The sequence below is a fragment of the Bacillus sp. HNG genome (assembly GCF_003400205.1).
Taxonomy (GTDB): domain Bacteria; phylum Bacillota; class Bacilli; order Bacillales; family Bacillaceae_L; genus Ferdinandcohnia.
The window spans coordinates 1-18,651 of sequence record NZ_QUQV01000008.1; the positions used below are offsets into that span (position 1 = coordinate 1).

The 18,651-nt window shown below is 37.7% G+C and carries 26 protein-coding genes and 1 pseudogene; 7 read left to right on the forward strand and 20 right to left on the reverse strand.

Features of this window, described 5'->3' with window-relative positions; translation table 11 throughout:
* Positions 1-233 precede the first annotated feature (233 nt).
* Positions 234-773: a hypothetical protein gene (locus DZB84_RS14785; protein ID WP_116353048.1), complete on the reverse strand. Its 540-nt coding sequence runs from the start codon at positions 771-773 to the stop codon at positions 234-236.
* 263 nt (positions 774-1,036) lie between these two features.
* On the opposite strand from DZB84_RS14785, the gene DZB84_RS14790 reads away from it, so the two are divergent.
* Positions 1,037-1,237, forward strand: coding sequence for a hypothetical protein (locus DZB84_RS14790; protein WP_116353049.1), 201 nt, complete (start codon positions 1,037-1,039; stop codon positions 1,235-1,237).
* 166 nt (positions 1,238-1,403) lie between these two features.
* Here DZB84_RS14790 and DZB84_RS14795 read toward each other — a convergent pair whose 3' ends face one another.
* The 7 genes and pseudogenes from DZB84_RS14795 to DZB84_RS14820 form a co-directional block, all read right to left on the reverse strand.
* Complete coding sequence (locus DZB84_RS14795; RefSeq protein WP_116353050.1) at positions 1,404-2,741, reverse strand: hypothetical protein; 1,338 nt, start codon at positions 2,739-2,741, stop codon at positions 1,404-1,406.
* Between the two features lie 947 nt (positions 2,742-3,688).
* Entirely contained in the window at positions 3,689-4,063 is a 375-nt protein-coding gene (locus tag DZB84_RS14800) for a hypothetical protein (RefSeq protein WP_116353051.1), read from the reverse strand.
* Positions 4,064-4,762: 699 nt separating this feature from the next.
* Positions 4,763-4,921: pseudogene (locus DZB84_RS25300) on the reverse strand (YHYH domain-containing protein); the annotation flags it as partial.
* 133 nt (positions 4,922-5,054) lie between these two features.
* Positions 5,055-5,198 carry a hypothetical protein gene (locus DZB84_RS24955; RefSeq protein WP_189655258.1) on the reverse strand — a complete coding sequence of 48 codons (144 nt, stop codon included), beginning with the start codon at positions 5,196-5,198 and terminating at the stop codon, positions 5,055-5,057.
* A 153-nt stretch (positions 5,199-5,351) separates the two neighbouring features.
* The gene (locus DZB84_RS14810; RefSeq protein ID WP_116353053.1) at positions 5,352-5,720 is read right to left on the reverse strand and encodes a VOC family protein; all 369 of its coding nucleotides are present in this window, start codon (positions 5,718-5,720) and stop codon (positions 5,352-5,354) included.
* A gap of 94 nt (positions 5,721-5,814) precedes the next feature.
* Complete coding sequence (locus DZB84_RS14815; RefSeq protein WP_116353054.1) at positions 5,815-6,237, reverse strand: DUF1801 domain-containing protein; 423 nt, start codon at positions 6,235-6,237, stop codon at positions 5,815-5,817.
* A 209-nt stretch (positions 6,238-6,446) separates the two neighbouring features.
* The gene (locus DZB84_RS14820) at positions 6,447-7,430 is read right to left on the reverse strand and encodes a nuclease-related domain-containing protein (protein WP_189655259.1); all 984 of its coding nucleotides are present in this window, start codon (positions 7,428-7,430) and stop codon (positions 6,447-6,449) included.
* Between the two features lie 326 nt (positions 7,431-7,756).
* Here DZB84_RS14820 and DZB84_RS14825 point away from each other — a divergent pair, with 326 nt between their 5' ends.
* The gene (locus DZB84_RS14825; protein ID WP_189655260.1) at positions 7,757-9,418 is read left to right on the forward strand and encodes a ribonuclease J; all 1,662 of its coding nucleotides are present in this window, start codon (positions 7,757-7,759) and stop codon (positions 9,416-9,418) included.
* A 22-nt stretch (positions 9,419-9,440) separates the two neighbouring features.
* Here the strand turns inward: DZB84_RS14825 and DZB84_RS14830 are convergent, their stop codons facing one another.
* From DZB84_RS14830 to DZB84_RS14855, 7 genes are all read right to left on the reverse strand, one after another.
* Positions 9,441-9,914, reverse strand: coding sequence for a tetratricopeptide repeat protein (locus tag DZB84_RS14830; protein ID WP_116353057.1), 474 nt, complete (start codon positions 9,912-9,914; stop codon positions 9,441-9,443).
* Positions 9,911-10,441: a cysteine hydrolase family protein gene (locus DZB84_RS14835; protein ID WP_116353058.1), complete on the reverse strand. Its 531-nt coding sequence runs from the start codon at positions 10,439-10,441 to the stop codon at positions 9,911-9,913. The genes DZB84_RS14830 and DZB84_RS14835 overlap by 4 nt, the downstream gene beginning before the upstream one ends.
* Positions 10,419-10,853: a VOC family protein gene (locus DZB84_RS14840; RefSeq protein WP_116353059.1), complete on the reverse strand. Its 435-nt coding sequence runs from the start codon at positions 10,851-10,853 to the stop codon at positions 10,419-10,421. Before DZB84_RS14840 ends, DZB84_RS14835 begins: the two co-directional genes overlap by 23 nt.
* A gap of 13 nt (positions 10,854-10,866) precedes the next feature.
* Entirely contained in the window at positions 10,867-11,007 is a 141-nt protein-coding gene (locus tag DZB84_RS24960; RefSeq protein WP_189655261.1) for a hypothetical protein, read from the reverse strand.
* Positions 11,008-11,134: 127 nt separating this feature from the next.
* Positions 11,135-11,614 (reverse strand): SRPBCC family protein, encoded by a 480-nt coding sequence (locus DZB84_RS14845; RefSeq protein ID WP_116353060.1) that lies wholly within the window; start codon positions 11,612-11,614, stop codon positions 11,135-11,137.
* 16 nt (positions 11,615-11,630) lie between these two features.
* Positions 11,631-12,152 (reverse strand): GNAT family N-acetyltransferase, encoded by a 522-nt coding sequence (locus tag DZB84_RS14850; RefSeq protein WP_116353061.1) that lies wholly within the window; start codon positions 12,150-12,152, stop codon positions 11,631-11,633.
* A gap of 9 nt (positions 12,153-12,161) precedes the next feature.
* A complete protein-coding gene (locus tag DZB84_RS14855) occupies positions 12,162-12,635 on the reverse strand; it encodes a hypothetical protein (RefSeq protein WP_116353062.1) in 474 nt (157 codons plus the stop codon).
* Between the two features lie 152 nt (positions 12,636-12,787).
* Here DZB84_RS14855 and DZB84_RS14860 point away from each other — a divergent pair, with 152 nt between their 5' ends.
* Positions 12,788-13,012: a hypothetical protein gene (locus tag DZB84_RS14860; RefSeq protein WP_116353063.1), complete on the forward strand. Its 225-nt coding sequence runs from the start codon at positions 12,788-12,790 to the stop codon at positions 13,010-13,012.
* Between the two features lie 19 nt (positions 13,013-13,031).
* Here DZB84_RS14860 and DZB84_RS14865 read toward each other — a convergent pair whose 3' ends face one another.
* Positions 13,032-13,475: an ASCH domain-containing protein gene (locus tag DZB84_RS14865; protein WP_116353064.1), complete on the reverse strand. Its 444-nt coding sequence runs from the start codon at positions 13,473-13,475 to the stop codon at positions 13,032-13,034.
* On the reverse strand, positions 13,472-13,987 hold the full coding sequence (locus tag DZB84_RS14870; protein ID WP_116353065.1) for a P-loop NTPase family protein: 516 nt from the start codon (positions 13,985-13,987) through the stop codon (positions 13,472-13,474). The genes DZB84_RS14865 and DZB84_RS14870 overlap by 4 nt, the downstream gene beginning before the upstream one ends.
* 79 nt (positions 13,988-14,066) lie before the next feature.
* On the opposite strand from DZB84_RS14870, the gene DZB84_RS14875 reads away from it, so the two are divergent.
* Positions 14,067-14,669, forward strand: a complete 603-nt coding sequence (locus tag DZB84_RS14875; protein WP_116353066.1) for a lysophospholipid acyltransferase family protein — start codon at positions 14,067-14,069, stop codon at positions 14,667-14,669.
* A gap of 31 nt (positions 14,670-14,700) precedes the next feature.
* Here DZB84_RS14875 and DZB84_RS14880 read toward each other — a convergent pair whose 3' ends face one another.
* Positions 14,701-15,261, reverse strand: a complete 561-nt coding sequence (locus DZB84_RS14880; protein WP_116353067.1) for an AAA family ATPase — start codon at positions 15,259-15,261, stop codon at positions 14,701-14,703.
* Between the two features lie 115 nt (positions 15,262-15,376).
* On the opposite strand from DZB84_RS14880, the gene DZB84_RS14885 reads away from it, so the two are divergent.
* Positions 15,377-15,724 (forward strand): DUF3221 domain-containing protein, encoded by a 348-nt coding sequence (locus DZB84_RS14885; RefSeq protein WP_116353068.1) that lies wholly within the window; start codon positions 15,377-15,379, stop codon positions 15,722-15,724.
* Positions 15,725-15,749: 25 nt separating this feature from the next.
* Here DZB84_RS14885 and DZB84_RS14890 read toward each other — a convergent pair whose 3' ends face one another.
* Entirely contained in the window at positions 15,750-16,988 is a 1,239-nt protein-coding gene (locus DZB84_RS14890; protein WP_116353069.1) for an MFS transporter, read from the reverse strand.
* A gap of 137 nt (positions 16,989-17,125) precedes the next feature.
* Between DZB84_RS14890 and DZB84_RS14895 the strand changes: the two genes are divergently transcribed.
* Complete coding sequence (locus DZB84_RS14895) at positions 17,126-17,602, forward strand: glutathione peroxidase (RefSeq protein WP_116353070.1); 477 nt, start codon at positions 17,126-17,128, stop codon at positions 17,600-17,602.
* Here DZB84_RS14895 and DZB84_RS14900 read toward each other — a convergent pair.
* Positions 17,597-18,103 (reverse strand): DNA-deoxyinosine glycosylase, encoded by a 507-nt coding sequence (locus DZB84_RS14900; protein WP_116353071.1) that lies wholly within the window; start codon positions 18,101-18,103, stop codon positions 17,597-17,599. The genes DZB84_RS14895 and DZB84_RS14900 overlap by 6 nt on opposite strands.
* 49 nt (positions 18,104-18,152) lie before the next feature.
* On the opposite strand from DZB84_RS14900, the gene DZB84_RS14905 reads away from it, so the two are divergent.
* Entirely contained in the window at positions 18,153-18,593 is a 441-nt protein-coding gene (locus tag DZB84_RS14905) for an SRPBCC family protein (RefSeq protein WP_116353072.1), read from the forward strand.
* Positions 18,594-18,651 lie beyond the last annotated feature (58 nt).

An 18,651-nucleotide genomic window follows, 5' to 3' on the forward strand; every position in this document is an offset into this window, starting at 1 on the left:
GGGGCGGACAGTTTAGTTGACGGGATCAATGCCCCACGCACCCGTACGTCCTACCCTGGCTACTGCTATAATAGAATCTATTAAAAAAAGGTCAACCAGTAAAAACTGGTTAACCTTATAATACGAAAGCACCCGTTACTAATAAATAACTAAAAATATAGGAAAGGGTTAGGTTTCACTATAGATCATACCTCTTACTCTATCCTTCCCCTTTAGTGGAAGAAGCACTTATGTTATTCTTTTATCCTAATAATTAGGTCTTGGTCGTGGAATGCAATACAGATTGCAAGTGAATCTTCTGTAGGGACATTATTATAAGCTCTTGCAAAAGAAAGTACAGTCCTAGCTATTAAGTAAACTGTTGTTCCTATTGCTATCTCATTTTTATCAAATCCGTTTATATTGTGTATTTCACTAAACTTTTCAAGAGCTGGACCTTCTACATTCCCATACCAATCACTTGCCCAATCATCGTCTTCATCTTCTAACGGACTATAATCCCCACAGATAAAGAATGCACTATCCCAGTTGTTATCCAGATCGTATTCAAAGTAAATAGCTTTAGCCTTCTGTTTATGTGCTAATTGTATTGATTCTTGAAGCAAATCTGTCAATTTATTTTCATAGCTCTGTAAGTCTACTTTTCTAATTTCATCTGTAAATCCTATCCCAGCTAGTTTTGAACATAGATTGTAATACTTTTCTTCAAGTTCTTCAAGTCCTTTACTTCGTAAATCAGCTTGAAACCCATCTAAATGATCAAAAATGTTCATTGTTAACTCCTAATTCTTTGTTTAATTAACCTGCCCCGTTAGCCATCCATGAAGCAGAGCTTCACCACAGAAAATGAAAGTTATTTACGTTCTTTCATGGTAGTACAATAACTTCAACAAATAAAGCGATAATCCTTTCACTTAAACATGAGTTAAGGATTGTGGAAAATTTTGAGGAACTACATAGGATTAAATTGGGGATATTATTAAAATAGATGTATTTCTAAACATAGATGGAAACCACACCAGGAGTGGCGGTGCTTTTGAGGTCAATCAAAGAGAATAAAGATAATCCTGAATTAGCTATGGCTATTGTAGCCTATCAGTACATACAGGAAATAATCAAAAAAACAGGATACAGGGAAACAATAATAAAGAACGTTCTTTATGAAAGAAATAAGGATATTACTGAATTGACTAGACAGATAATGAGAATTCCTCAGAAGGATGATTTGCCGTTTTAAAAACCCCTACTCGAAATGAGCAGGGGTTAGTAATTATTTCCTAATATTGCCAATCACTTTATTCAGAGTTTTTGATGCAAGTACTTTTGCTAATTCTTCAGGTTTCCTAGCTATCATTTCATTCTGTCTTTTTTCACTTAGTCTAGGTAAATATTCTTTTTCTAACCTATTCTTCAATATGAGTTGCGACATGTCTTTCACCTCTCAAATATTTTTGAAAAAATTGTTGATTTAATTCAGAACTAAAGTAATGTTTTCTCTTAATCCAAATAAAACCATCACCTTTTGTGATAACAGCAACGTCAACTGGACCTCCAACCGTCTCCAGACTTGAAGAAACTCTCCGTTTAAAAGAGGTAAGATTTACAAGTGCTTCGGCCATTTCAGCAAGTTCGTCCTTAGGAAGATTCCTTACTATTCCTATTATGGGATTTATATAATGCTCATTCCGATAATTATCAATTGCATTCCTATATTCTTCAAATAAATTATTACTCACTTCTTCAAAGGACTCAACTAGTTCATTATAATTTTCGTTTTCTAAAGTGGTGTTTTCTTTAATAAAGTTTAATAATTCTTGAGGAAGAGATTTAAAAATATTTCCCAAATATTCGTTTGATAGCCTTTCAATATCAGGGTCTATTCCACTAATAAAGGTATGTACCATATCACTTTGTGCAAATGGAATAATTGCAGCAGCTGAACCACTTTCTCCTATCTCCGCTTTATTACTTATCTCTACTTTTAGTTTATTATTTATTTTTCCTTCTATGACATATGAAATTAATGTTGGGTAAATCTCATCTTCACCAAAACCAGCTATTACTAATCCTGTTTGATCTGAAGTGAATTCTTTAAGTACATAATAGATGCATATTCCAAGTATTTTTTCAAACAAGCTTTGGTCTACAGGTATATTTTCGAATTTTTCTTCAATCAATTGATAAATTGTTTGTGAGTAATTTTGTACCAAAATGTTAAAATCATCATCGGAGAATTCTTGAATATATTCAAGTTGATTGTAATATTCAAATTCCTCAATGATTTCTTCCTCGGTTATCACACTAAAATATTTTTCTAGATCATCTGGAGTAATTTCTTCGTTACCATTGACAATTTCTTTTGCTAAATTTATTATTCTATCCCTTATACTTTCAATTTTCACATCAAATAAAAACTGTAGGTAGCTATCCTGTTCACTGGTGGAAGAAAGCTCTTTAAAAGGATTATTAGTCAAGAAGTCCACAAAATCGGTTGCATACCTTTCCAAATTAGAATAGTGCTTATCGGAAAGTTTATGTCTATAAACCTTAATTATTGTTTCCCAGGGCACTCCCATAAAGTCTGCTGTTCCGTAAATCATGATTCCAACAGGATGAAATTTAGAAAGTGCAAATAGTTTATTAGCTGAGTTATAAATCTTCCTGCCATTTCCGATTGTAACAGCACTATCAGCAGCCAAGGCAACTCCAGATTTATTTAGTACCCCAATTTCTGCAGTCATAAAAAATCCCCCCTTATTAATTCTAGATTAATAATTCGACAATTTTACAGAAAATCCTTTTTATAGAATTAAATTTTCAGACTATTTAAGTTTAACTTAATGATATTTCATAGAAAATACACAAATGTTAAAAGTCTAAAGTATTTATAAAGTGAAAAATAAAATCCTTACCTCAATAGAGATAGGGATTTTTTAAATTCATGTATAATATTATGATTTCAATGCAAGAGGCCGAGATTGTATTCTTTATGTAGATAATCTTGAGGTGTATTTTGAAGAGTACAATGGAGCTTCGTGATGTTTATTAAACTTCAGATTCCTTCTTTGCATCTCATCTTTAAAAGAATAATAACCGCAAACACAGCGTTTTTTATTAGTCTGTAGGACGTGATTTTTGTGCATGTAGGACACTTTACGGCGTTTTTACTTCATTCGGTAGCACTAATTCCAGGAGATAAAGAACGTGAGAACGTATGAAACGTAGATTTCGTGTAGACGCGAAATGGTAAAAATAACTGATAAACGGCTGCCTATCTTCTACCAGCCACCTCGTCCGTCTATTCTTGCGCGTGTTCCACCAAATCAATATTTGCCCCGTATTTTCGTAGCTTCATCGATGAAATACTTGCCGATGATTTTCCACAGTGTAATGGAAAGCGGAATAAATGCGTTGAATGACAGTCATCGAAATTGGAGATACGCACGTTCCAGCTTACTTAAATAGCCTTAGCTTATTCCGTTTTTTGTCAGTCGGACTTCTTCAGCTGTAAATAGTAAAATATCCATTATATCGCCCCCATGAAGCGGGATTCTTCCCACGATTATCGCCTACTATTGCGTGATAATGACCTATTTTTGACTATTTCACTGTAAAACTTTTTCAGATAAAAATTCACAATAAAAAAGTGCAGCCATCGGAATGCTTTTCCGTACAACTGCACCAGTCATCACCCGAAAAAATCGCTGTAGCCCGATGATGATGTATTATATTCGGTATTATTTACGACCGTTTTACATGATGGACACTGGAACCAGCTTTCGCCGTCTCCGTGCAATCTAACCAGCTTGCTTTTCACGTCCCAGCAGCTTGAGCAGAAAGGTTCGCTATCCTCGTCGAGAAAATACATTTGATTCTTGAATGTCAGCTTGCCCTTAGTTTCAAGCTTTTCTTTGAGCGCTTTATTTTCTTCTTTAAGTTCATTCAACTTCTGCGTCATATCCATCGCTTCTGCTTGAAGATTTAGGATCTTTCCGTAAAGTTCTATATTATCTGCCTTCTGAACTACTTCGGCTATCGATTTAATGTCACCAATTAAACTCATATGATTCGCCATCCCCTCGAAATAGAAGTATTTATAATAATTATTCGACGCAGATTGACAATTCCCTGCGCTGACATCAAACCCCCGAGATGAAAAATTTTGTCGCACAATGGCGTGCTGCTACGAAGAACGGGCTGTCAACAAAATCTGGACGCAGCATACTAGTCATTTTTTTCATCCCCTTTTATATTTATATTTATCATATAACGAACTGACGATTCCGACGCCGACTACTAAACCGAAAAACACAATGACTTGGTATGGGAAATCGTTATCATCTTTTGTTAATACCGTTGATGTGACTGACTCTTGTTCAACTTTTGCCCTTGCGGTTCCTTCCTCTTTTTTAGAATCCACTACTTCTTCATAAATCGTTTCATCAAAGCCATCGGCATATCCTTCGACATAAGAATTAAAATCGTATGAGTATTCATAACTATTGTCTTCATCGTAGTCTATTCCGTGTTTTGAATCATATTCTCCTTCCCCAAAGCCAGCTTCATAACTAATATCTAAGCAGTAATTTAAACCATCCGCATGACCATCCACTATACCATCTTCAAACCCATCCCCATAGTCTTGCGTACCTTCCCACCACCATTCGTATTCTTCTGTGCATTCTGATGTATATCTATATGCAATTTCGTAACCTTTGTCGTAACCTTCGTCATATTCAGCTTGTGCATCGTAATAATTATCATCATGGTAATGATACTCTCCGTAATATAAGCCCCATTCTGCGCAGTTTGTTTTACACGTATGACCGCCGTTACTATCTGTATTTCCTGGATGTCCAAACGCCACAGCGGGATATAAAACTAGTAAAATAGTAATAATTCCTATACATTTTCGTTTCACGGCAGTCACTCCTTTTATATTAGAATTTTACCATAAATTTACACACTCCAAATAGATAAATTATAATCCACTAATTAATGTTGTTTACATCAGGGGCTATTTTTTTAAGCAAAGAAAAAAGAGGCTCAAGCCTCTATACTTCCTTTGTATTCGTTTCTTTCTCAGCATAAGCCGAAACACCTTCACTAATGGTACGATCGATATCAAGATACGGTTTTCCACGAAGTGCCTTATTTGAAAAAACTTCAATACTTTCTTCTTTTGTATCCTTTGGCAAACTGATCACCTCCAACATTGGCATTTTTCTGCATTAGCCATATTGTGGGCAATCAGCTTGAGGTTCATGCATTTATAGATTGAACGAGTTGCTGAGGTTATTTTACGTGCCTCAAGGGCCTACGATAACCATGATGTTTACCCTCAATCACCCCTATTTCCATTCTAAAAACTCCAAACGATTGCCGAACGGATCATGTGCATAAAAGCGATTGGCACCTGGGAGATTGTTGTCATCAATTGTGTTCACTTTGTTGTTTTGCAGGTGTAGTTTTAAGGCTTCAAGGTTCTGGATTTCAAAAGCTGGATGTGCCTTTTTGGCGGGTACGAATGGGTCATCAATACCGATGTGAATTTGTACCGAACCGTATGCAAACCAAACGCCCCCGTTTTTCCGCAGGGTATCGGGCTTTTCGATTTCTTGGAAGCCTAAAATGGCTGAATAAAAGTGCCGCTCTTCGCCTTCACTCCCTTTTGGTGCAGCAAGCTGGATATGGTCAAGCGCTTTAATTGTAAAGGTCATGTTCATTCCCCCTATTTTGTAAGTTACCTTCATCGTACTCCATTTCAGGGGATAACTAAATTTGATTAATTTTATGTATTGGTATTAGTTTTGCTTATTCGGATGGGTATGTCTCTTGTAAGAATTTTATCGATTGGGTAATGAGCTCTTTGAGCACTTCTACATCGATATCCGCAATTTTATTGATGTAGACACACGCCTTTCCTGATGTGTGTTTGCCAAATTTTCCGAGCAACTCTTGTCGCTTTGTATCGCCAGTTGCAAAATACAAACTAATTTTTGCTTTGCGTGGTGAAAAGCCAACAAGCGGTGCATCGCCCTCATGGCCGGTCGCATATTTGTAGTGGTAGGAACCAAACCCAATGATGCTTGGACCCCACATTTTGGCCGGATACCCAGACGTTTCTGTAAAAATGTCTAATAGCTTATAAGCATCTTCCTTCTTTTTCGGATTCTCGACTTTTTCAATAAATTCAATAACACTCGCATCGTTTTCTTTTGTTTTTAATTCGTACATATTTGGTTGACCTCCTTGGTAGTAGTAGGATTGACATTAATGATTCATTCGAGACGTTGGGTGGGGAATCCTGCTTTTTGGTTTTGCTAAAAACAGTATTTGTTAATTATAAACAGTAAAATTAAATTAAAAACAGTAAACCTCTTTTAAAACAGTAGTTAAAAATTAAAAACAGTAAAGTGAAGATAATTAATATTCATAGAAAAAACTTAGAAGACTTGCCACGGTTTATCAGGCAACTTATACACTCTATCCCGAAAATTGCCCTCATATTCTAAATTTAAGGATAAGAGTATGTTTTTTGATGCCGTTATCGAGTCCAAATTTAAAAATTTACGTAATTCTCGGTTGGTAATGGTATTACCAATTAGAAGATAGTAATCTATAATCGCATCAAAATATGCTGTTTTGGCAGAAAAATGACATGATGTGCAATGCCATTTTCTTTGGGTTCGAATCATTGGAATGCTCCTACACTTTTCACATCGCACACCTGTAATTAATTCATCCTTAGAAATCTTATAATGTTCCAATATGTTAGCATCATATGGTGTATGTTTCTTTAACAGTAGTTTTGACAATTTATGAAGTTCCTTTTTATCGAGATACTCTTTCCGATTCCGCTTCTCAAATAACTCAATCTTTTCAAGAAAACTCGGGCTTTTAATTACTTTGTTATAGTATTTAAAGTCTTTGCTGGCATCAATAATAGCGTTAGGATTTGTGAAAATTACAAGGGTTTCAATCGGTATGGAAGGAAATTTAAAGGATTCAAGGAGTCTGTTAAGCTGTAGGTGGTGTCTGTTGATTTGAGTAATAGGGCAGTTATACGATTTTCTAGTATCTTTGTAGCTTTGAATTAATTGGTCAAACTTACCGTCAAAATATAGTTCTCCGCGATAATGTTTGGCGTCGATTATTAATTGGAATGTGGGATTAATGAGAAGTATGTCTATTTCAAAAAAATGCTCTCCGGAGATATCTGGAAGACGAAGGTTATGGAAGATTAGGTAGTTTTTTTCTTTTAAAAAGGTCAAATAGTACTGTATAGATAATTCACCTTTGTAACCAGCCATTCTCCTACCAAATTCATCGATAATTTCTTGATATTTTGGGTGTGATTCCGATAGTCTTCCAATCAATGCTTCTAATTTTCTTAATCTAAAAGGTAATTCTAGTTCTTTTTTATTCATTTGCATGCTCCTTTTATTTGATCTATAAGTTTTTTTCTACACAAATTCCTAAAAATCCTTCAATTAACTTAAATGACGAATAAGATTTGTTGAAGTCAGTCGTTTACTGTCGATAATTTGAAAATACTATTTTTATTTGAACTTTACTGTTTTTAATCAACAAACACTGTTTTTATTTGGATTTTACTGTTTTTAGCCGATTTCAGGGCACATATTTTGTTCTTCAATTTCAGTTCATCATTCCTTTTTCTGGAACACCCTATAAATAATTCCACCGACCTCTGGTAAAACTAAGGACACGATGTAAGAACTAGGAGGCGTGAGTGATGGAGAATGGATTGTCCATTTTTGCACTTGGTGGGATTAATGAGATTGGGAAAAATATGTATGTGGTGCAGAACGATGATGATATTTTAGTGATTGATTGCGGGGGAAAGTTTCCGGACGAGAGCTTGCTTGGAATTGATTTGATTATTCCAGACCTGACATATTTGGAGGAAAATCGGGAGAAAATTCGTGGGATGCTGATTACGCATGGGCATGAGGACCATATTGGCGGGATTCCTTATTTTCTAAAAAAGCTCAATGTGCCGATATATGCGACTCGGTTTACGCTTGGGTTAATTGAATTGAAGCTAACTGAACATCGTCTTCTTGCAGATACCAAACTAATTCCGATTGATGCTGAATCTAAGCTAGAATTTGGCAAAACAGAGGTTTCCTTTTTCAAAGTGAATCATAGTATTCCGGATTGCCTCGGGATTGTGTTTGATACCCCTGAAGGCAAGGTTGTACATACGGGAGATTTTAAATTTGATTTAACGCCAGTGAATGACCAGCACTCAGATATTCATCGGATGGCTGAAATCGGGCGTGAGGGTGTGCTTGTTTTATTATCCGAAAGTACGAATGCGGAGCGCCCAGGATCAACACCGACTGAGTCGAAGGTTGGGGACGTCATTGAAGAAGCCATTATGAAAGCGAAAAGAAAGGTATTTGTCTCAACATTTGCTTCAAATATCAGCCGGGTTCAACAAGTTGTCGCTGCTGCGATGAAAACAAACCGCAAGCTCGCCCTGCTCGGAAGAAGTATGGTGAATGTAGTGGATGTGGCGGTTGAGCGTGGCTATCTCCATATTCCTGATGGTATGCTGATTGATGCTCAAGAAGTGGAAAGTCTCGCACCTGAGAAGGTTTGTATTTTATGTACAGGAAGTCAGGGGGAACCGATGGCCGCGCTTGCTCGTCTCTCAAATGGCAGCTATCGCGATGTGCACATTCTCCCGGAAGATACTGTTATTTTAGCGGCAGGTCCGATTCCTGGTAATGAAAAAAATGTGTCTCGCATCATCGATAATTTATTCCAGCTTGGGGCAGTTGTTTTATATGGAGGAAGCTTGACTGGAATGCATGTTTCCGGTCATGGCTTTCAGGAGGATCTTAAGCTGATGTTAACTTTAATGAAACCAAAATACTTTATCCCTATCCACGGGGAATACCGTATGCTTCACCAACACAAATCTCTTGCAGTATCTGTTGGAGTGGAGCCCGAAAATGTCTTTATCATTCAAAATGGCGATGTGGTTGATGTGAGTCATTCCGAGGCACGCCAAACTCGGAAAATTCCGTCCGGTGATACGTATGTGGATGGGATTGGTGTTGGCGATGTTGGCGATATTATTCTGCGTGACCGTAAGCAACTTTCTGAGGATGGGATGGTCGTCATTGTGGTCACTCTAAGTAAAAGAGATCAGAAAATCATCTCTGGACCCGATACGATTACGCGCGGTTTTGTGTTCAATCGGGATTCCGAAGAGCTTCTCCGAGAGACAAATCGCCTCGTAAAAAAAGCGATTCTTAATTTGCAAAATGAAAACAAATACCAGTGGAATGCCATGAAAAAGGAGATTAAAAAGGCAGTAGGACAATATTTATTTGCACAAACAAAACGCAAACCGATGATTCTACCGTTTATTATAGAAGTATAACCCTCCGAGCAGGAGGGTTTTTTTAGTTCCAAACTTCATCCAGTTTATCCGCATAAAATTCGATGGCGCGCTTGTACCGTTGGATGGACGCATCACTCGAAGTTCCAGCCAAACTTTTTAAAAGGAGTTCCATTGCATCTTGATGTCTCCCAAGATTGTAAAGGGACATCGCATAAAAAGCCTTCATCGCGTGGTTATTTGGAAATAGTGTTATCCCTTTTAACAGAGTTGCCTCTGATTTTTCATATTCTCCGAGGGTTCGGTAGGTGCTGCCTAAACCTAATAAGGCACCTTCCAGATCTTCGTCCTGTAGACCTAGTCCGATTGCCTTTTCATAAAAAGGGACAGCTTCTGATTCCAACCCTAACACATCAAAACTCCAAGCAACTTGATAGTTTAGTTGGGGATCATCGGGATTCTCCTTCACTAACCTCAGCAGTCTTTCGTTCGATTCTTTGAGGCGGCCCTCTATTCTAAGCTCTATAGCTTGCTTCATTTCTGATATGTCTCCTTATATTCGTCGTAATAAAGAACCTCTGTTGTTTCTGACCAGTTAAGGACGGTTCCCACAAAATCCTTAATATCGAGTCCCTTCATCTCATATGTATCTTCGGTATTCGTTGTCCCAGTAGCATCCTCAATAAAGGTTACTTTGTACCCTCGATCATATCCCGAAATTGCAGTAAACATACAGCAGAATTCGGTTTCAAAACCGGTTATAAAAATATGTTTAACCCCTAATTCCTCTAGTATGGATGCAAGATTCGTCTGAAAAAATGCACTCGGTGTCTCTTTTTCAACTATATAATCTGCAAAATCTCTCACTGATTCATGAATCTCCGAACCGCTTGAATTTCTGTGAAGAGGGTTCTCTTCATTTTTGTCAAAATGCCTAACCATGATCACAGGTAGCTTTTTCGCTTTAAAATCTTGAATGATGTGTTGAATTTTGGTAAGTTCTTCGCTAAAATCTTTAAAATTGACAATTCCGTTTTGGACATCAATCACTAGTAATGCTTGCATTTTTATTCCTCCTTTTTAAAAAAATGGGACTAAGTTCGCTCCAGACGTCAAATAGGTTACCATCCGGATCCTCGAATACAAAATTTTGTCCGGCATGACCACGGTCTTCAATTTCCCCAACCGTGATATGACGTTCTTTGAATTCTTTATGTAAGTTCTCTAAAGCTTGTACACCATCAACCTCAAAGGTTACTGAAAATCGATTATGGCCTTTAGCATCAATGAAGTTTGAGGTTTGCCCTTCCTTTGCTGCAACGAGGAAAAAACTTTGATCGGCTATGTCAAGGATTGCTTTATCCTCGTCCATATAATTTAGCTTTGCTCCAAGGCTTTCTGTGTACCAAGTCGCTGAACGCTGAACATTTGTAACTGGTAGATAGGTTGTTCCGACACGTTGGAGTGTTTGTTTCATTTCATAAGCCCTCCTATTCTTTATCTTCCGTTCTCCCCATCGTTACGTCATCGAACGGTGTGTATTCATTACTAGGCATTTGTTTCTTTCGAACAGCTTTAAAAATAGACAAACTTACGGCGACTACTATTATGGCGAGAAAAACAAATATCATCGGCACTCTCTCCATTTCGCGTGAGGATTTGTTATGTATTAAATTCGAGAAATACTTTCATATTCCTTCAATTCTTTTCCAGCAAAAAAAGAAGCCACATCCATTATTAGGATAGGCTTTGCTTAGGTTATTTGGTTAAATCGTTGATGGCTTGGACGTATTTTTCGTATAATGGTTCCCACATTTGTTTTCGGTTTTCTACCTGTTTTCCGTCTAGTAACATTCCTATGACATCCAGACATACATGCCATCCCGCTAAGTCTCTTGGTGTATGATCGGTGAGCTTTGTAATTGTTTCAATCAAGAACAACTTACATCCTTCTGGCTCTGAAGTGAGCTCAAAGCGGACGCTGTCATCTGCCCAAGTGAATTCCAATACAGATTGGTCATGAAAGTCAGTGATCGTCATTTCCTCAAAGGTTCCATTTCCCATATCAAAAAGGATACGACCGCCTTTTCGAAGATCATCCACTTTTAATTCTGGAAACCACGTTGGTAGTTTGTCATTGTCAGTTAGCATTGCCCAAACCTCATCAATTGAATGAAGGTAATGACGATTGAATGTGGCTATGTAATTTGGTTCATTTTTTGTTAGAGTTGCTAGCATGTTGCGCCTCCTGGTTTTAGAATATCGTGTTAAAGCTTGCTTTTAGATTGTCCCATCCGTATACAGCTTCTTTTAAATTTTTTCCACCGATTTCAACTTCAACGACATCTAGTTTGCGAGCTCCAAGTGTTTCGTAAAATAGGCATGATTTATTTTCTTCCAATACTAATACTAGCATTGTGTTGATATCCTTGTCCAAAAGCTGCTGAACAACAGGAGTTACTAACTTTTTACCCAGACCTTGTCCTTGATATTCTTGAAAAACATAGATAGCGTAGAGCTCACCCTGAAAATTTTCATAGTTTTCACTACGCTCTTTTCCGCCACATGCAAACCCAACTATTTCTCCTTGTTCATTTTCTGCTACAAAAACATGTCCATTCGGAATTCTGCTTTTCCACGCCTTTTCCCTAGATTCATAAGATAATTTCTCAAGATATACATCGGGAACAATTCCAGAATAGGTCGTTCTCCAGCTATCAACATGCACTTGGGCAATACCCCTTGCATCAGATAAAACGGCTTTTCTTATTTTCATAACGTCCCCCTATTTTACCTCTAGCGCAAAGGCATAAAATGCGTCACCATTTGATACATTTTCTTCGTTTTCATCCATCCACCAAACTCCATAGGAATAGTAATACACGCCTTTTTCTTTAGGTGCTGTAAAACGATGATTTTCTACTTTCACTTCCGTTTCCTTGTCACCCTGGTAATAAGCTACATGGATCTCATTGGGCAGTGGTTCATAATCCATTGCGAAAGCAACTTCTTCACCCGGCTGCACGGCAATTGGCTCTTTACCTTCTAAAAGCGCTTCAGGTCCTGCTGTGTCCACACATACACCTTTAAACATACTGCTCCAGCAATAGGTGCCGAGTGTCGTTGGAAAGGTTTCATTTCCGATTTGAATGTTCGTTTCAGGTGGTTTGCTTCCTGTAAGTTTACTTGACGTATTACCTCCACAACCTGATAGAATAATCGAAATTCCTATTAAAAAGACAAACATCCATTTTTTCATCCTATGTCCTCCAATTGTGCGCTTTTACTAAATTGACGAAACTTTCATAAAAAGGTTACACAATTTGAAACCAAACTGCTTATTTTTCCGTATATTTGGTATAATGAAATATATATCTAGAAACGGGATTATATTGGTCAGGAGGTTATTCAATGACGGGTCTAGTTGCGGTTGTCATGGTGTTTTCAATTCCACTGGTTGCGATTATTACGAGCCATTTTCAAACACAATCAAAATACAAACAAAGAATCATTCAGGATGAATTGGAGTTAGAAAAATTAAAGCATGAGAATTACTTGCTTGAAACAGAGAAAATGCGTGTCGAGCTTGAAAAAATGAAGCTAGACGCTCCAAAGGATGAAACAAAAATAATCTAAGCACCCAATTGGGTGTTTTTTATTTCACATCAATTAACGCGAAACGCTCACAGACAAGTAACATATCCTCTGAAAATTCACGATCAATTTTCCGTAGTTCTTCCGTGAAAAACGTAACATGCACGTCTTTCCAATACTGGTAGGTTCGATCTCCTTCACCTTCAGCAATTGCGAACTCCTCAGGGACTTCATTCATTGATTGAATCGTTACCTCAACCGTTTTAATAATCGCCACCGGTTCATCCCTGCTATTTAATAGAATGCTATAATCGCCCACCTTTGGAAGGGGTGCGTTTTCAATTTCATAAAAAACATATCCAGAACAGGTAGCTGTTTTAATTCCATCAATTACTAATTGTGCAAGGTAGTCAGGGTCATCCCCAAACTGCCATGCACTTACTGATTCCGGCTTTTCTTTTCCTTCCCAGAATTCATTCCAATATTGTTCGGCTGCTTTGTTCATCTTACATCCTCCCAGTTATTATTTACAAAGTCATTAATCTCTTTTTTCCCCCTCAGGATAATTACTGTTTTATCTTGGGATAATCGGTTAAGGCGTTCCTGCATTTTATGTATTCTTGGCTTGTAGGTCGTCCAGATAAATTTGATAAACTTCCAATCTATTTTTTCGGTACAGCCAAGGTCTGGCCGCTTTTTTCCGATATGCTTAAAATAGCGTTTGAACACTCGGTAAAGACACTGATATCTAGGAAGTTCAAGATAGATGATAGTGTCAGCTTGTTTTGCGCGCATTTCGAAGGTTTTGCTATAATTTCCGTCAATAATCCAGCTTTCTTTTGTGAGAATTTCCTCTTGGGCTGTTTTAAATTCCTCATGTGATGCTTCTACCCAGCCTGGTTTCCAAAAATAGCGGTCTAAGTGGTATACACCAATTCCAGTTTTTTCACCTAACTTTTGAGCAAACGTTGATTTTCCAACACCAGCTGAAATTCCAATAACCATGATTTTTTTCATGTGTTTCCTCACTTTATTCGTTGTTATTTCATGCTATAATTTTACTAGATTAAAAGTCATTCAGAAGGGGTAAGTCAAAGTGTATCATTTCATTGCATCTATTGTTAAAGGCATTCTTACCGTAACAGGTGGCATTAAGGTTTATAACAGAGAGAAGCTACCAAAGGACGGCGCCTATGTGATTGCTTGTACACATACAGGGTATATCGATATTTTGTGGCTGGGTGTTTCATTGTTGCCACGCCAAATTCATTACATGGCCAAAAAGGAATTATTCACAAACAAGCTGATTGGTAATTTTTTATCAAAGCTGAACGCATTCCCGGTTGACCGTAACAACCCAGGTCCAAGCGTCTTAAAAATTCCATCTCGCTTGCTCTCAAAGGGAGAGATTGTAGGAATGTTCCCAAGCGGAACACGTACGAATGAGCAAACTGCCTTAAAGCAGGGGGCTATTACGATCGCGCAACGAAGCAAGGTTCCTGTTGTTCCTGCTGCTTATATTGGACCAAATACAGTTAAAGAATTATTGAAGTTTAAAAAGGCAAAGCTTATTTTCGGTGATCCTATGTTTATTGCATCACCAGATATGGATGCGAAACAGGCACGTGAACATTTTACACATGAATTAGAGAGAAAATTTGATTTGCTTCGTGATGAGGTACAGAACGGGCATAACTAACGCTTGGAGTGAGAATTCCAAGCGTTGTTTTTTATAATTGAAACTTTTCCTTAATCATTCTCGCAACTTCTTCAGCGCTTAGGTTTGTGTTGTCTATTCTCAGGTAGTTTTCAAAGGTGATTTCACCTTCATATGAATTCAAGCGATGCTTCTCCATCGTTTGTTTTATGTCATTTTCAGACCATTCAATGTCGCGTTTTTTTGGTTTGTGTTCCAGTCGATTTGGCGTTTTATTTCTTTCAAGCCTCTCTTCTAAGTCAGCTTCAAGTTCAACATAATATACTGTGGCACCTCTGGATTCAAACAACTCAGAAAGCCCCTTCACATACTCCCAATCTGATTCGAGGTTAAACATCCAGACATACGTGAAAATCATGCCGTACAAATCACTTTTTGAAACTTCTTCAAAAATCTCCTGACGGAACAATTTGACTAATCGTTTCCCTTCTTTTGTACTGTAGTCGAAAAAATGGCTTACTAAATCGATTGTCATGTGATTATGAAAAAGCTTTAAATCTGTTATTTTCGCTAGTTCCTGCCCAACCGTCATTTTCCCAACCGCTTGAGGTCCAAAGATATGTACAAATTTCATAAGGCTTCCTCTTTTCTTTTTGAATATTCTACCATAAATGCACAAAATTTCACGCACTATTTTTAATTCGTAACCTTTTGACCTCAACTTTCGCCAAATAGGATGAGGTGACGGTATGAAGCGGATTATTTTTCTTTTCATTTTTTTACTTGTTGGTTGTGGTACGAGTGGTCAAAATGGTGATGTTGCCGAAATGACTGTAACTGGTTATGTTCTTGAGGTTGGAGAGAGAATTTTAATAAACGAAAAAATTACAGAAGAGGAATTTGAAACAAAAACAGAACAGGAAATTCATGATGAATACTACCTTTCAAGTACTTTTTTCAGTATTCGTTTCGTCGATCAGTCGGTTGTTTCAAAGCTTGAAGTAGGTCAAAAGGTAAAGATTGTGGTTGATGGCGCAATCGCAGAATCTGCGCCCGCACAGGCGAAGGCAAGAGAGATTGAAATTGTGAAGGAGTGAGGGCTGCGGCTTTTGGTCGCAGATTTTAACTCACTCCTACTTCTACCTTGTCCTCTGTAAAATATACTTTTTTATTTTGCTGTGATACGAGAATAATTACGCAAACAGCTAGTATCATGCTAATTACAGATAAGGTAACAATCGTGTATCTCAATGGCAGTAAATCTCCCATGATTCCAATAAATAATAGAAAAACGACGGACACTGCACTTTGCAGCACACTTACGATACTTGTGACACGCCCCATAATCTCCACAGGTACATTGTTTTGATAGAAGGTGTTAAAGCCTGTATTTGAAAACGCAAAAAAGAAGCCTAATATGATAAAGCCAGTCGCCGCCATTGCAAAGGAGGTCGACAGGGAGTAAATTAAATAGCCTGCCGCAAGCATAAAGAGTCCCGTTCCAATCAGAGCGCGAATCGATAGAAGTCTTGAAATAAAAATAACCAATAGGCCTCCTGCCGCATAGCCAATCCCTGTCACACTCATAAGAAAGCTATACTCCACCTCAGTTAGACCAATCACCCTTTGTGTAAAAACAACCTCCTGGGAATCCATCGCCATTGTAAAGATATCAAATATGATAAAGCTTGAATATATCGTCATTACAAACGCCGCTTTTTTTCCAAAGTGGATGACCACTCGCCAATCTTCTAGTAAATTTTTGAATTGAAGCTTTTCCGTTGTATGCTTTTCGCTACTATCGATATTTGGTAAACATGCGATGAGGATTGCTGAAATAACAAAGGAAATTGCATTACTGTAAATGGCAAGTTCAAGACTACCAATCATAAAAAGCATACCCGCGATGGCAGGACCTGTTATAAAGGCACCAGAAGAGACCAAGCTTCTAATCGAATTAAAGGTCTTTCGCTGTTCTTTTGGAATCAGGGCTGTTATATAGGTTGTTGATGTTGGAATAAAAAAGGATTTTGCAACACTGATAATAAATAGCAATGCATAGATCATCCAAATACTTGGAAGAAGTGGGATGATGGCAACCCCAATTGCTCGGATAATATCTGTAATGATCATGATTTTCCGTTTATTCGAGCGGTCAATGATGCTCCCTGACCATCCATTTACAAGGATTGATGTGATGGGTCCGACTACCCATAGGGCTGCAACTGCCGCAGCCGATCCCGTCATTTTTAAAACTAATAGATTAATAGCTACGAGATATATGAAATCCCCCAAAGAGGATAATCCCACCCCAGTTAAAAGTAATGCGGGGAACTTCCATTTTTTTAATAACTGCTTCATGTAGATGCCCTCGTTTTCAAAAGATTTCCTCTCTCCTGAATCTTACAAGAAATTCGGTATAAAAAGAAGTCCAAACTTGAATCTCAAACAAACTTCCTTTACGATTGTGGTAATTCGTACATAAGGGAGTGGGAAAATTGGCAAGTGTGTATGATTTTAAAGTAAAAACGGTGAATGGGGAATTGAAGTCGCTTAAAGAATATGGAGGAAAACCACTTTTAATCGTCAATACAGCAAGTAAGTGTGGATTTACGCCGCAATTTAAAGGATTGCAGGAGCTATTTGAAAAATACCAAAAGGATGGCTTAGTTGTTCTTGGGTTTCCGTGTGCTCAGTTTGGTAATCAGGAATTCGAAAAAATCGAGGAAACGACCTCTTTTTGTGAGATGAATTATGGCGTGTCATTCCCGATGTTTGCAAAAGTTGATGTAAATGGTGAGAATGCAGATCCACTGTTTCAATTTTTAAAAGAAGAACAAAAAGGAGTATTGTCGAAAGCGATTAAATGGAACTTCACTAAATTTTTAGTGGATCGTAACGGGCAGGTTGTGGAACGCTATGCCCCACAAACCGAGCCAGCTAAAATAGAGAAAGACATTGAAAAAGTGTTATAGATAGTCTTTGATTATTTTCCACTCTTGGAGCTTGCCTTCAAGAGTTTTATTGTATTTGCCAGGAACAGGGCTCGTAGACGGAAGCTTAATTACCTCAACTCCGCGTAAGCGATTAAGACCAATATATTTTTGATAACTTTTATATGATTTTGTGCCGTTACAAACGATTAAGCGTAAATTCGGGTGATTTTTTACAAATGCCTCAATCTCGTTCGGTTCCTCATCTTTGATATTGGAATCCAAACTGCCTTCACGATAGCAGCTATATAACACGTCCCAAAGTGCAATTTTTTGCTCTTTTAAAAAGGCAATCTTATCTTTGTACTCTCTCAGCTCAGGACTCTCAAAAAGCATGAACATGATTTTCCAAAAATGATTTCGTTTGTTTCCGTAGTACTCTTGTTTCCTTAGTGATTCGACACTTGGCATTGAGCCAAGGATTAGTATTCTTGGGTCCTCACCAACAATAGGCTCAAGACCAAAAATTCTCTCCACAAGCATCACCTTTTCTGCTATGTTTAATCTATCATACCATTCGAGGTCATTTAAAATGAAACAATCTATTGTTATCGAAGTAGCCATTACAGATGTATTTGAAAGTATTGCAAAGGCTAGTTTACGTGAAAAATGGTTTCCAAACGTGACTTTTATTCGTTATTCTAACCCAAAGGACGAGTTGAAAACAGGGGCTACCTTTCAACTAACCGCCGAGGAAGGTAATGAACATGTTGTGTTACAGGGGAGAAATAAGGAAGTCAGCCGACCCTCGCTCTTTTCGTTCGAGCTTGAATCAAGGACTTATATTATGACTTTTTCGTATTACTTACACCAACAAGGTGGACACACGCTAGTGGAGCAAGAGTTTGAAACTAAATATCATCGTCCTGTGATGAATGCAATTGATAAGCTTTTTAAAAGTTCAACAAAGCAGACTGGGGAATTTATTCTTAGCCGTCTGGAAAACTTTTGTGTTATGAATAGGTCTAACTAGCCTAGAAAAAACAGGTACTTTTCCTCCATGAAGAAAAGTACCTGCTGCATCGATATCT

Bases quoted from the DNA above. Each gene is read 5' to 3' on its own strand.
- DZB84_RS14785 (WP_116353048.1), bottom strand. From the start codon at position 773: ATGAACATTTTTGATCATTTAGATGGGTTTCAAGCTGATTTACGAAGT.
- DZB84_RS14795 (WP_116353050.1), bottom strand. From the start codon at position 2,741: ATGACTGCAGAAATTGGGGTACTAAATAAATCTGGAGTTGCCTTGGCT.
- DZB84_RS14800 (WP_116353051.1), bottom strand. From the start codon at position 4,063: ATGAGTTTAATTGGTGACATTAAATCGATAGCCGAAGTAGTTCAGAAG.
- DZB84_RS14810 (WP_116353053.1), bottom strand. From the start codon at position 5,720: ATGACCTTTACAATTAAAGCGCTTGACCATATCCAGCTTGCTGCACCA.
- DZB84_RS14815 (WP_116353054.1), bottom strand. From the start codon at position 6,237: ATGTACGAATTAAAAACAAAAGAAAACGATGCGAGTGTTATTGAATTT.
- DZB84_RS14820 (WP_189655259.1), bottom strand. From the start codon at position 7,430: ATGAATAAAAAAGAACTAGAATTACCTTTTAGATTAAGAAAATTAGAA.
- DZB84_RS14825 (WP_189655260.1), top strand. From the start codon at position 7,757: ATGGAGAATGGATTGTCCATTTTTGCACTTGGTGGGATTAATGAGATT.
- DZB84_RS14830 (WP_116353057.1), bottom strand. From the start codon at position 9,914: ATGAAGCAAGCTATAGAGCTTAGAATAGAGGGCCGCCTCAAAGAATCG.
- DZB84_RS14835 (WP_116353058.1), bottom strand. From the start codon at position 10,441: ATGCAAGCATTACTAGTGATTGATGTCCAAAACGGAATTGTCAATTTT.
- DZB84_RS14840 (WP_116353059.1), bottom strand. From the start codon at position 10,853: ATGAAACAAACACTCCAACGTGTCGGAACAACCTATCTACCAGTTACA.
- DZB84_RS24960 (WP_189655261.1), bottom strand. From the start codon at position 11,007: ATGATATTTGTTTTTCTCGCCATAATAGTAGTCGCCGTAAGTTTGTCT.
- DZB84_RS14845 (WP_116353060.1), bottom strand. From the start codon at position 11,614: ATGCTAGCAACTCTAACAAAAAATGAACCAAATTACATAGCCACATTC.
- DZB84_RS14850 (WP_116353061.1), bottom strand. From the start codon at position 12,152: ATGAAAATAAGAAAAGCCGTTTTATCTGATGCAAGGGGTATTGCCCAA.
- DZB84_RS14855 (WP_116353062.1), bottom strand. From the start codon at position 12,635: ATGAAAAAATGGATGTTTGTCTTTTTAATAGGAATTTCGATTATTCTA.
- DZB84_RS14860 (WP_116353063.1), top strand. From the start codon at position 12,788: ATGACGGGTCTAGTTGCGGTTGTCATGGTGTTTTCAATTCCACTGGTT.
- DZB84_RS14865 (WP_116353064.1), bottom strand. From the start codon at position 13,475: ATGAACAAAGCAGCCGAACAATATTGGAATGAATTCTGGGAAGGAAAA.
- DZB84_RS14870 (WP_116353065.1), bottom strand. From the start codon at position 13,987: ATGAAAAAAATCATGGTTATTGGAATTTCAGCTGGTGTTGGAAAATCA.
- DZB84_RS14880 (WP_116353067.1), bottom strand. From the start codon at position 15,261: ATGAAATTTGTACATATCTTTGGACCTCAAGCGGTTGGGAAAATGACG.
- DZB84_RS14885 (WP_116353068.1), top strand. From the start codon at position 15,377: ATGAAGCGGATTATTTTTCTTTTCATTTTTTTACTTGTTGGTTGTGGT.
- DZB84_RS14890 (WP_116353069.1), bottom strand. From the start codon at position 16,988: ATGAAGCAGTTATTAAAAAAATGGAAGTTCCCCGCATTACTTTTAACT.
- DZB84_RS14900 (WP_116353071.1), bottom strand. From the start codon at position 18,103: ATGCTTGTGGAGAGAATTTTTGGTCTTGAGCCTATTGTTGGTGAGGAC.
- DZB84_RS14905 (WP_116353072.1), top strand. From the start codon at position 18,153: ATGAAACAATCTATTGTTATCGAAGTAGCCATTACAGATGTATTTGAA.